This window comes from Streptomyces sp. x-80, from assembly GCF_046549095.1.
GTDB classification, from domain to species: Bacteria; Actinomycetota; Actinomycetes; order Streptomycetales; family Streptomycetaceae; genus Streptomyces; species Streptomyces celluloflavus.
The window spans coordinates 45,064-56,848 of record NZ_JAJPWM010000033.1 but is presented as its reverse complement, the minus strand read 5'-3'; the positions used below and the strand labels follow the sequence as shown (position 1 = coordinate 56,848).

Annotated in this window: 9 protein-coding genes; 5 read left to right on the top strand and 4 right to left on the bottom strand. The window is 69.7% G+C overall.

Going from position 1 to position 11,785, the window contains the following annotated elements:
• Positions 1-1,125 precede the first annotated feature (1,125 nt).
• Complete coding sequence (locus ACLJWH_RS38915) at positions 1,126-1,875, top strand: SAM-dependent methyltransferase (protein WP_411146545.1); 750 nt, start codon at positions 1,126-1,128, stop codon at positions 1,873-1,875.
• A gap of 27 nt (positions 1,876-1,902) precedes the next feature.
• On the opposite strand, the gene ACLJWH_RS38910 is transcribed toward ACLJWH_RS38915, so the two are convergent.
• The 4 genes from ACLJWH_RS38910 to ACLJWH_RS38895 are packed head-to-tail and all read right to left on the bottom strand — an operon-like array spanning position 1,903 to position 5,595.
• Positions 1,903-2,538, bottom strand: a complete 636-nt coding sequence (locus ACLJWH_RS38910) for a hypothetical protein (protein WP_411146544.1) — start codon at positions 2,536-2,538, stop codon at positions 1,903-1,905.
• Complete coding sequence (locus ACLJWH_RS38905; RefSeq protein ID WP_411146542.1) at positions 2,535-4,238, bottom strand: carbamoyltransferase N-terminal domain-containing protein; 1,704 nt, start codon at positions 4,236-4,238, stop codon at positions 2,535-2,537. Before ACLJWH_RS38905 ends, ACLJWH_RS38910 begins: the two co-directional genes overlap by 4 nt.
• Positions 4,239-4,298: 60 nt before the next feature.
• The gene (locus ACLJWH_RS38900) at positions 4,299-4,775 is read right to left on the bottom strand and encodes a GNAT family N-acetyltransferase (protein WP_411146541.1); all 477 of its coding nucleotides are present in this window, start codon (positions 4,773-4,775) and stop codon (positions 4,299-4,301) included.
• Between the two features lie 25 nt (positions 4,776-4,800).
• Positions 4,801-5,595, bottom strand: coding sequence for an SDR family NAD(P)-dependent oxidoreductase (locus ACLJWH_RS38895; protein ID WP_411146540.1), 795 nt, complete (start codon positions 5,593-5,595; stop codon positions 4,801-4,803).
• 989 nt (positions 5,596-6,584) lie between these two features.
• On the opposite strand from ACLJWH_RS38895, the gene ACLJWH_RS38890 reads away from it, so the two are divergent.
• From ACLJWH_RS38890 to ACLJWH_RS38875, 4 genes are all read left to right on the top strand, one after another.
• Positions 6,585-7,358: a thioesterase II family protein gene (locus ACLJWH_RS38890; protein ID WP_411146539.1), complete on the top strand. Its 774-nt coding sequence runs from the start codon at positions 6,585-6,587 to the stop codon at positions 7,356-7,358.
• A gap of 20 nt (positions 7,359-7,378) precedes the next feature.
• Positions 7,379-8,119: a thioesterase II family protein gene (locus tag ACLJWH_RS38885; protein WP_411146538.1), complete on the top strand. Its 741-nt coding sequence runs from the start codon at positions 7,379-7,381 to the stop codon at positions 8,117-8,119.
• A 120-nt stretch (positions 8,120-8,239) separates the two neighbouring features.
• Entirely contained in the window at positions 8,240-9,931 is a 1,692-nt protein-coding gene (locus tag ACLJWH_RS38880; RefSeq protein WP_411146537.1) for an ABC transporter transmembrane domain-containing protein, read from the top strand.
• 49 nt (positions 9,932-9,980) lie between these two features.
• Positions 9,981-11,774, top strand: a complete 1,794-nt coding sequence (locus tag ACLJWH_RS38875; RefSeq protein WP_411146536.1) for an ABC transporter ATP-binding protein — start codon at positions 9,981-9,983, stop codon at positions 11,772-11,774.
• Positions 11,775-11,785: the final 11 nt, after the last annotated feature.

Here is an 11,785-nt window from a genome sequence, read left to right as displayed (position 1 = left end):
CGAATTCGGTTCCGATTACCCGTCGGACGGGGTTTCGCCTTTCGGCGTGATCACTACTTTAGCGGAATTCCTCGGCGGCTCATAATCGAGTCCCGGTCCGAATTCCGGCATGCCGGAATTCTTCCCGTTGAGGGACCGTGCAGTAGTGGTGTGCCGCTGAAGCGGCGGGATGGCCACCGTGGAACCTGACGGTTCCGCGGCAACTCGAAGAACTTACACGATCCCATGGGTGCAGCACGACTGGGGGGCCACGTCCGCGGTGGTTCGAGCTGTCTCGGACCACCGGCCTCGATCGTTCCTGAGCCTCCGCTGCTCGCCGGCGGGGGCTCTGCGTTTGTGTGGCCGGGTCTTTTCGGCGCTGGGACGGGTTGCGGGCCTGGCCGTCGCGTCGGTTGGGCGGCGGGTTCCGCTGTCGGTGTGGTGGCGAGGGTCGTCGAACGGTCGAAGTGGCTCGTCAGCCGGGGTTCGGCAGCACGTGGGGCCTGTCGATCGCGTAGGTGGTGATCGGTCCAGGGCCATCGGGCCGGCAGGCGGAGCCCAGTGGCGGCGACTGGTGCTCACAGCGTGCGCGGCGGCGGATGGAGGAGGAGCGTCGTGGGCTCCCAGCGGTGGGTGTCGTCAGCCAGGACAAGCGTCGCCGGCCAGGTCAGCAGGTCGAGCACGAGGGAGACGATCCCCGGCCAGATCTGGTTCTGCGCAGCGTCGTGCTTGGGGGAGGTTGCATGAGGTGGTGCACGTCGTACGTCTTTCTGACCGGTACGGAGCGGTGCCTTTCCGGAGAGCTCAACAAAGACGTATGTGTTGGCGCTTCCGCCGGAAGCCACCGCACTCGTCCAGGCCGCCGCGGAACAGGCGGAACAGGAAGCCGATCTCTGGACGGGCTTACCCCACCGTCCTCGTGAACGCGCTCCGAGGTGGCCTTCAGGGCCTCCGCGGCGCCGACGCCGACGCCAGCCCAGGCAACGCCTGTCGGAAGCCGCGCGGGGCCACCGTCACTGTGACCGGAGGAGCGGTGCGGGGTCGCCTTCACCGTTCATGGCGTTCGAACGCGGGCCACCGCGTGTTCCGGACATTTGTCGGAGAGCCTCAAGGGCTTTGGGGCGGGTGGGAGGCAGGATGCCGGTCATGCACCGCCGACAGATCAGTTCCCTCGCGCATACCGACCATCCCATCGCCGCGCCGCTGAGCGACGATTCCGTGCATACGCTCCTCGACCGGTCCCTGCCGAGCGGCGAGGCCCGGCTGCTCGACCTCGGATGCGGCTCGGGCACCTGGCTGATGCGCGCACTGGCGGCTCGCCCGGGTCTGCGCGCCGACGGCGTCGACAATGACGCGGAGGCCGTGGCCGCCGCCGTTCGCGGCTGCGACGAGGCGGGGCTCGGTGACCGGATCGCCTTCCACGTCCAGGACGCCGCCCAGTTCAGTTCGTCGCACGCATACGATCTGGTTCTCAGCATCGGTGCCGCCCACGCCTTCGGCGGTCTCGCCCCTGCCTTGAAGGCCGCCGAAAGCCATCTCGCCCCGGGCGGGAGCGTTCTCCTCGGTGAGTGCTTCTGGGAGCGGGAACCCGGCCAGCGGACCCTCGACGCCGGTTTCGCCGTCGAGGACTACGACTGCCTGGCGACAACGGTCGACCGCATCATGGCCGACGGCTGGGTGCCGCTCTACGGGCACGTCAGCACCCTCCGGGAGTGGGACGACTACGAGTGGTCCTGGACCGGATCGCTCTCCCGCTGGGCTCTCGACAACCCGCAGCACCCGGACCGGGGCCAGGCGCTGGGAGCCGCGGCCGGGCATCGCGACGCCTGGCTCCACGGCTACCGGGGCACGCTCGGCTTCGTCACCCTGCTCCTGCGGCGAGCACCCCGCTCCTAGCGCCCCGGTCCCGGTACCGCAACGCCGTCATCCCAGGCGATGGAGATGCCTCAGCACGGCGTGCGGTACAGCCATGTCGACGAAGGCCGCGGCTCCCGGCCGCGCCCCTCCGGCTTCGGCCGGCAACAGCAGGGTGCCGTCGAGCGCTCGGGCGAGAGCGGTGGCCGCCGGTATCGCGGCGAGGTGGTGAATGCCGCCGTCCTTGCCGTACGCGATGCTCGACACCACCGGGATGCGGCCACTGTCGAGGAACACGCGCAGTACCCCCGGATCGACCAGTACGTCCTCTCCGTCACGGACCACCAGCGTGCGGCCGTCCTCACCTGTGAGGCCGACCGCCAGCGTGGTGTGGTCGTTGATGCCTCCCACCAGTTCTCGCTGTACATGTCCCGCGACATGGCTGCGCAGCGCGGCCGGGTCGTCGTCCACCCAGGCCGGGAGGTGAGGGCCGCCGTCGTGCACCACGACGGTCCTCACCCCGCTGTACCGCAGGAACCCGATGTCACCGCAGAACGCATACCGCAGTTCCTCGTCTGCGAGCACGTGGTGCCCGGCCACCACGACCACGGTCCGGCCGTGCAGTGCCCTGATCCGGGGCAGGGCGGCGACGAGGGCCTCGGCCGTGTCCTGGGCGGCCGGGTCGGGGTGTACCTCCGTTATCACGCCTCGGCTGGGCCGTCGGTCCGCTGATACAGCGTCCCGTCACTCCAGATCCGGGCGACCCTGCCCCACTTGGCGGCGGAGGCCACATCAGGGAAGAAGCCGTGCCCATTGAGGTTGGCGCTGGTGTTGCAGAGCACGGGAACGCCGCTGAGCCGGTGATAGGCGGACAGCACGGTGAAGAGCAGGTCGTCGTCCGCCGGGCCGACCGTCTGGAGCCGCGCGGTGCCGTCGAGGTGGATGACCGCGGGGATCCGGTCCACCCAGTCCGCCCGTACCTCGTGGTCGAAGAGCATGTGCGGGTCCGGTGTGCCGGGGGCGAAGATCCCCGGCGCCTCCGTCTCCAGGCAGATGGGGGCCACCGGCCGGTACGGTTCGCGGTCCTTCACCCGGTTCAGCTCGTCCTTCATCGACGCGCTGACGGGGGCCGCCAGGATGCTGCGGCCGCCGAGTGCGCGAGGACCGAGTTCGGCCCGTCCGTGCAGCACCACCACGGGCTCCCCGGACTCATGGAGGATCGCCGCGAGTTCCTCCGCGGTGCACGCCGACGTCGACCAGCCGGCGGGCAATTCGGGTGACGGCGTCAGGGCCGGACCAAGGCGGGGGTTCCAGTCGAGCGCTGCCAGGCCGTCGCGCTGCGCCCGGCCCAGAACGGCCGCTCCGATGGCGGAGCCGGAGTCGTTGGGGAACGGCGGGACCCACACGTCACGGAAGTCCGGTGCCTCGCGCAGCGCGCTGTTCCACTTGATGTTCAGCGCACAGCCACCGGCGAAGCACAGGTTCCAGGGGCCCTCGCCCTTGGCGGCGCGGACCTTGGCGGTGATGCGCTCGACGAGGAGGTCCTCGAAGAAGGCGTGCACGCTCGCCAGCACGTCCTCGTCACTGACCCCGGTCCGCGACACCCGGTCGCGGACCGCGGAGAAGAACTCGTGCACGGGGGCCACGGACCGCTCGAAGAGGCTGCCGTACCCGCCGACCGTCGCGCGGTACTCCACGGCGGCCGGCTCATCGCTCTCGAAGACCCGGTGGAACTCCTCGCGCAGAACCGTGACGACACTCTCGTCCGCCCGCCCCAGCGCGATGTACGCCATGAGCTTGCCGGCGACCGAGAGGTCGTCGACCGTGGGTGACTGGACGGTTTTACGGAAGGGCCCGAAGTGGTGTCCCGCGATGGCGTACGCATGGCCGATGAGGGGGAAGAGTTCGCCCAGGTTCTGCACGCCGCCGCGCGGGTCCGCCCAGTAGAGGCGGGGGAAGAGACCGCCGTCCCAGACCAGGACGAAGGAGCCTTCGTCGCGCTGCGCGAAGGGACTGGAAACATAGGCGCTGGCCACGTGTCCCGCGGCGTGCGGGTAACTGGTGTAGGGGTAGGTCCGGCCGTCCATCGGGAACGTGCCCGAGACACTGGGCGCATCGAGCGCCGGGCACGCCGCCGACTCCCGGTAGGGACCGACCACGATCTCCGTGGGCTCCCCCTGGTCGAGCAGGGCCACTGTTCCGGAAACATCTCCGTCCCAGCCGTCGACGACCCACTGTTCGACGTCCTCAGGCTTGTAGCCGAAATCGGAGAGGATTCCGGGGATCAGGCTGAAGTCGGCAACGGTGCTGTACCGCAGACCGTTTCCCAGTTTCTCCATCTCAACGCTGAAAACGAGACGGTCGTCGTCGAGCAGGGCAACGGCACCATCATGCGTGAGTTTCAACCCGCAGATTATCAACTGTGTCACTCCATAGGTCTGCTTGAGTCGGCACACGGGCGTGCTTCAGTCTCCGGACTGCTCGGAGGTGAGTCTCAATCGATAGAGGCTTGATTCTCGGCCGGGGCGGAAAAGGACGCGCCATTCGTCACGGGCCTCACTCGCCGGGACTTTCGAGAACCCCAGCTTCCCGAACCATTCCCCGCCGTATCGGGTCAGGGCCAGCAGGGAGCTGTATCCCTGTTCTCTGCCGATGGTCTCGGCAACACCGACCAAATGCCGGCCGATACCCCTGCCCTGCCAGTCGGCCGCAATGCACAGGTTGTAGACCACCAGGCTCTCCCCGGATGGCGCCACCCCGGCACAGCCGACCAGCCGGCCCCCGGCGCAGGCGACCACGAATTCCTTTGTACGCTCGGTCAGTTCGGCCAGTGGACGAGCGATCAAAAGGCCATTCTCGACGAAGGGGGCGGAGAGCGAAGCGATCTGTTCCGCCTCCCCCGGGCGCGCGGGTCGTGCGACGAGCACATCCGGCGTGGCCACGCGCCGGGAGCCTGCTCGTACCGACTCACGCGTCATCCGCGCCACCCGGCGGGGCGGTTGGACCACCGGCGAAGCCGAGCCCGAAGTGCTGCTCCGACGGCATCAGTTCGATCATGTTGACATTGACGCGGGGAGGCTGCGCAAGACACCAGGCCACCGCCTCGGCCACATCGTCGGCCGCGAGCGGCTCAAGGCCCTGGTACAACGCGTCGGCGCGCTGCTCGTCCCCGTCGTACCGCACCTTCGCGAACTCGGTCTTCGCCATACCCGGTGCCACACAGCTCACCCTGACGCCGGTGCCCTGGAGGTCGACACGCATATTCAGCGACAGTTGATGCACAAAAGCCTTGGTGGCGGCATAGACGTTCCCACCCATGTACGGGTAACTCGCCGCGATGGAGCCGATATTCACCACATGCCCGGAGCCGCGGGAGACGAGCCGGGGAAGCACCAGGCCGCTGACGTTCAGCAGACCGGATATGTTCGTGTCGATCATCTCGCGCCAGGACTCGCCGCTGCCCGACTGAAGGGGACCGAACCCGCGCGAGAGGCCCGCGTTGTTGATGAGCACCGAGATGTCACGGAAGTCCGGCGGCAGCTCGTCCAGGGCCCGGGTCAGCCCCTCTTGGTCACGGACGTCGGCCACCACCGGCAGAATCGACCCGGTGGAGTTCTCGTCCGCCAACGTCTTCAGCCGGTCCGCTCTGCGGGCCAGAGCCACTACCGAATAACCCCGACGGGATAACAGCTGCGCAATTCTCTCGCCGAATCCCGAAGACGCACCAGTAACCACGGCCACGCCACGTTCGCCCTGCGCCATGCACACATCCCCTCAGCCCCCGTTGCGCTGTATCGCTACGAGGACTTCACGTGCTCATCCCACACCCCGGTCGGGGCGGAGTTCTGGACACCTGATCAGCGGCATCGGGGTCTCCATTGCGCGCCGGCCGGCCAGAGGCACTTCTTCCTCACACCGAACACCTCGTCGGCAGGGCCCCCGGTCGGCCAACCTCTGACCGCGAATTCCTGGCCAGTGAATCATGGGCCGACGCGGCTCAACCATGTGACGTACAACACAGATTGTGGGCGCTGATGGATGGCGAAACTATTCCCAATTCGCCACTCGGCCGACCGGAGGTGGGGCGCGTGGCCGGGCAACAGGACTCACAATGCGAGTGGTTGAGCATCCGCGCTCACGGAGGAGTCACCATGACCTGACAGTGCGGCACTCACGTCCTGCCCTCACACCCCGCTCCCTTGCCCGCCCGGAACTTGATGTGGGCGGTCGTGACACTCGGCCCGACACCCGCACCGAGCGACCGAATCACCGGACCACACCGCCCCGCCTCGCCCGACGGCGTGCGTCTCGAAAGCCGTCATTGCCCTGGTGGGACCCAAAAGTGATCCGCCACCGGGCAGCGGCAGCAACTCCTTCGACTTGGCGACGGACACAACGGACGATCGCTATTTATCTGTTGACACTCCACGTCCACCCCATGATAGGAATGTCGGCGATGGGCCAGGGGCCATGCGCATTTCCGAATCGAGCCCCACTCACGAGGAATTTCCTGTCTTCCGTCCCAGCCACTTCCCTCAGCAAGTCCGCCGTTGATGTCATTTCCGGCCGCCAGTACAGGCCGTTCCCGACCACTGAACGTCACCTTCGACTGACAAGGGAAACAGTGTGTCTGCCCTTCAGAAACGACACATTCACCTGCCCGTCGTGACCCGGCCGCTGCCATGCAGTTGCCGGCCGGGCGGCGCCGCGCGCCACCGGTCCGAGCGCGTGTGGTTCTGAGACCCGCGCCCATGGCTGCCTCCCACGCACGGACGACGGACGGCCCCCGCGCGATGCTGCGCACCACCCCGCGGCCGGACGCGCACACCGCCCTGTACTGCCTGCCCCACGCGGGCGGTGCCGCTTCCGCGTACCGCGACTGGTCCCAGCACCTGCCCGGCTGGCTGGAGGTGGTGGCGGTCCAATTGCCGGGCCGCGAGAACCGGTTAGCCGAGCCCGCCGTGATCTCTCCCGAGGCCACGGCGGCGGCTGTCGCGGCCGACCTGAGCGAGCGGCCGGACCGGTCCGTCGTACTGTTCGGGCACAGCATGGGAGCACTGCTCGCCTTCGAGGTCGCCAGGCTGCTCGCACGGGACGACCGCACGGCGCCCGCCTGGCTGTTCGTCTCCGGATCGGACCACCCCACCGCGGCGCCCCGCACCGGCCCGCTCCTGGCCGCCCTCCCCGACGCGGAGTTACTCGCTTGGGCCGTGGCCCTCGGTGGGATGCCCGCCTGGGTGGCGGCGGAGCCACAGATGCGGGAACTGGCGCTGCCCCTCCTGCGCGCCGACTGCGGATGGCTGGAAAACCACGTTTACCGGCCCGCCCCACCACTTGCCTGTCCGATCACCGCTCTGGCGGGCGAAGCCGATCCGCACGTCGGAGCCGCCGGTCTCGAAGCCTGGCGCGCGGAGACCACGGCCGCCTTCCGGGTACGCCGTCATCGCGGCGGGCACTTCTACGCCGAGAGCGCGCTGCCCGAGATGCTCTGCGCACTCGCCGACGATGTGCGGGGGCGGCGGTGAAGGCGAAGCCGGGGCCATTGATGGAGTGGGGTCCGCCCCGCACCGCGAAGGCGGTACTGCTGTGCCTGCCCCACGCGGGTTCCGGTGCCTATCAGTTCCGTACCTGGCAGGAACCGCTCGGCCCGGACATCGCGCTGCTGGCCGTACAGCTGCCCGGCCGCGAGAACCGGTGGCGCGAGGAGCCCTCGACCCGCATGGCGCAGGTGCTCGACGAGTTGGTGCCGGCGCTCGTGGCCCGGATCGACCTGCCCTACCTGGTGTTCGGCCACAGCATGGGAGCGCTGGTGGGGTACGAGCTCGCCCGCGCCCTGGGCCGGGAGCGCGGCCGGTGGCCGCGCGGGTTCGTCGCCTCGGCCTCCCGGGCCCCGGACGATCAGGGTGAGCCCTCCGGCACACCTCGGCTGAGCGATGACCAGCTCGTCGCCGAACTGATCGCGGAAGGCGCCGTGCCCGCGGCCGTGGGCGCCGACAGTCGTCTGGCCGCGGCGGTGGCGCGACCGTTGCGCGGCGACAACGCCATCTGCGACTCCTACACACCACCCGGCGGGGACACGCTGCTGCCCTGTCCGCTCGGTGCGTGGCGGGGGCAGGAGGACGCAGGCGTCACGGCCGACCACATCCGCAGGTGGAGCGCCTGGTCCACCGGGGCCAGCACCGTACGGACCTTCCCCGGGGACCACTTCTATCACCTCAGCGATCCCCATCACGTGATCCAGGAATTACGGCAGTTCACCCTCGATCTGCTGTCACCCCACGGCTGACCGAGGACGCTCCCGGGCGTCCCCCCGATCCGTTCCCCCGATCCGCAGGACATCTCCGTACCTCTCCGTCCCCTGACCGTCCCGGCCGGCCGGGACGGGACAACCCCGAAGGAATTCGCATTGCCAAGCAACAATCCGCTGCCCGAGCTGGGAGATCCGGACCTCCGGTCACCCCGGAGCTATCTTCGATGGCTGATCGGCAGGCAGTCGAGCACACTGTTCCTCGGGGTGTTCTGGGGGTGCCTGTGGATGGCCAGCATGGGCCTGACCCCCTTCGCCATCGGCCGGGCCATCGACGCCATGTCGGAGAAGGACACCGACCGGCTGCTGGTCTGGACCGGCGTCATCATCGGGCTCGCCCTGGTGACCACCGCCGGCAGCGTGCTGCGCCACCGCTGTGACACGATCGGCCGGCTCAAGGCCAACTACCTGACATTCCGTCTCGTCGCCGCGCAGGCCGTACGGCTGGGCGCCACCCTGCCCAAGCGGATCTCCGCCGGCGAGGTCGTCGCCATCGGCACGGCGGACATCTCCCGCATCGGCGCCCTGCCCGGGGCCGTCGCCCGCGGCATCGGCAGCGCGGTCACCGTCGTGCTCGTCGCCGTGGTGCTGCTCTCCACCTCGGTCACCCTCGGCCTGCTCGTCCTGGTCGGCGTCCCCGCGCTGCTCGCGGGCACGGGACCGCTGCTCAGCCCGCTGCACAAGCGGATCGGCAGCTACCGCGACCTACAGGGCGACCTGACGAACCGGGCCGGTGACATCGTGTCCGGTCTGCGGGTGCTGCGCGGCATCGGCGGCGAGGCCGCCTTCGGCGAGCGCTACCGCAAGGACTCGCAGCGGCTGCGGCAGGCCGGTGTCCACGTGGCGAAGGTCGAATCGGTGCTGCCCGCCGCCGAGGTGCTGCTCCCCGGGATCTTCGTGGTCGCGGTCGTCTGGATCGGTGCCCGCCTCGCCGTCGGAGGCAGCCTCTCGGCCGGTGATCTCGTCGCGGCCTACGGATACGCCGCGTTCCTCATGCTGCCGATGCGCACGGTGACTTCGGCGGTGCGCTCGCTCGCCGGCGCCGATGTGGCGGCGCAGCGGGTCGTGCGCGTACTGGCTCTCGAACCCGACGCCACCTCCGGTACGGCACAGGCCGACCTCTCCGAGGCGCCCGCCCTGTACGACGCGGCATCGGGGCTGCTGGTCCGGCCGGGGCTGATGACCGCGATCGCCGCCTCCACTCCGGAGCAGGGCGCCGAGATCGCCGAACGGCTCGGGCGCTACGCCCCGGGTGAGGTGACCGTCGACGGTGTACCCCTGGAGTCGCTGCCGCTGGAGCAGGCGCGGGACCTCATCCTGGTGGCCCGCAACGACGACACCCTCTTCTCCGGCGTCCTGGCCGAGGATCTGGGGGGACGCTCCGACCAGGTACGGGCGCGGGCCCTGCACGACGCCAACGCGGAAGACATCGTCGAGGCCCTGCCGGACGGCCTGGCCACCGTCGTCACCGAGGGGGGCTCCACCTTCTCGGGCGGCCAGCAGCAGCGCCTGCGGCTCGCCCGCGCGCTGGCGGCGCGACCCACGGTACTCGTCCTCGTGGATCCCACCAGTGCCGTGGACGCGCACACCGAATCGGTCATCGCCGAACGGCTCCACACGTCCAGGGCGGAGCTCACGACCGTGGTCGTGAGCAACAGCCCGCTGTTGCTCGACCAGGCCGACGAGGTCGCCTATGTGGAGGACGGCAAGGTCGTCGTGACCGGGACACACCGTGAACTCGCCACCGGTGCTTCCCAGTACGCCGCCGTCGTCATGCGGGAGGAGACGTGACCGTGACCGTCCCCCGCCCTTCCGACAGCCGCCCTCAGAGGAGTGCCCAGTGAGTCTTCCGGTCGTCGACGCGAAGACGGTTCGCCGTCACGTACGAGGTCTGGTGCGCAGCCATAGGGGCCTGCTGACGCGAACCGTGCTCTGGTTCGTTTTCGCCACGGTCTGCGGCCTGGTCGTGCCGGCCCTCCTGGGCCATCTGGTCGGGCAGGTGGAGAAGGGCATCACCACCGGCCAGGTCGATGTCATGGTGCTGACGATCGCCGGACTCCTGCTGCTCCAGGGCGTGTTCACGCGCACCGCCCGCTTCGAGGGGGCCCGGCTCGGTGAACTGATCCTGGCCGACATCCGCGAGGGGTTCGTCCGGCGGGTCCTGACACTGCCCCTGCAAACGGTGGAGAAGGCCGGGGCCGGCGATCTGCTGACCCGCAGCACCCGCGACGTGGATTCGCTCTCCAACGCCGTACGCATGGGGGCGCCGTCGATCCTGGTGGCGAGCCTGTCGGTGGCGCTGACGCTGGTGGCCCTGATCGTGACCAGCCCGATCATGGTCCTGCCGTGCCTCGTCGCCGTCCCGTTCATCGTCTGGTCGACCCGCTGGTACCTGGCCCGTGCCCGGGATGCCTACCTGACCGAGGCGGCCAGCTACTCCGACCTCACCCAGGGGCTCTCCGAGACGGTGAGCGGTGCCCGCACCGTGGAGTCGCTGCGCCGGTCCGCCCCGCGCGTCCGCCGCACGGACGAGGACGTCGAGCGCGCGAACGGCGCGGAGCGGCGCACTCTGTTCCTGCGCAGCGTCTGGTTCCCGCTGATGGACTTCGGCTATGTGCTGCCGGTCGCGGCCACGCTGCTGTTCGGCGGCCTCTTCTACGTCCAGGGCTGGGTGACCCTCGGCGAGGTGACCGCCGCGACCCTCTACACCCGGGCCGTGATCGACCCGCTGGACGAACTCCTCGGCTGGCTGGATGAGTTGCAGGTCGGCGACGCGTCCCTGGCCCGCCTGATCGGCGTCGAGGCCGGCGCGGGACCGGAGAGCGGCTCCGGTCGGCGGCCCGAAGGCGACCAGCTCGCCGCGTCAGGCATCGCCTATGCCTACCGCGCCGGTCACGACGTGATCGAGGACGTCAGCCTGAGCACCGGAGCCGGTGAGCGCGTCGCCATCGTCGGTCCCTCGGGGGCCGGGAAGTCGACCCTCGGCCGCATCCTCGCGGGCATTCACGAGCCGCGTACCGGATCGGTCACGCTGGGCGGCGTTCCGGTTCACGAACTGCCGTTGGAGGAACTGCGCAGCCATGTCGCGCTGGTCACCCAGGAACACCACGTGTTCCTGGGAACCGTGCGCGAGAACGTCGCCCTGGCCGCACCGGACGCCACCGACGAGCAGGTGACGGCGGCCCTGGCCGCCGTGGCCGCCGAGGACTGGCTCCAGGCGCTGCCGGACGGCCTCGACACCGAGCTGGGCACCGACGAGAACCCGGTGTCGCCCGGTCAGGCCCAGCAACTGGCCCTGGCCCGGCTCGTCCTGGCCGATCCGCACACCCTGGTGCTGGACGAGGCCACCTCGCTGCTCGACCCGCGAGCCGCCCGCGACCTCGAACGTTCGCTCGCCGGCGTGCTGCGCGGGCGCACCGTCATCGCCATCGCCCACCGGCTGCACACCGCGCACGACGCGGACCGTGTCGTCGTGATGGAGGCGGGCCGCATCATCGAGCAGGGGGCCCATGACGACCTCGTCTCGGCGGGGGGCGCCTACGCGGGACTGTGGGAGTCCTGGCACGGGCGCGGTCCTTCGGCCCCTGCTCCATCCTCTGTTTCTTCGCATCCTGTGGACCAGCCCGAACACTGAGCACCAGGAGA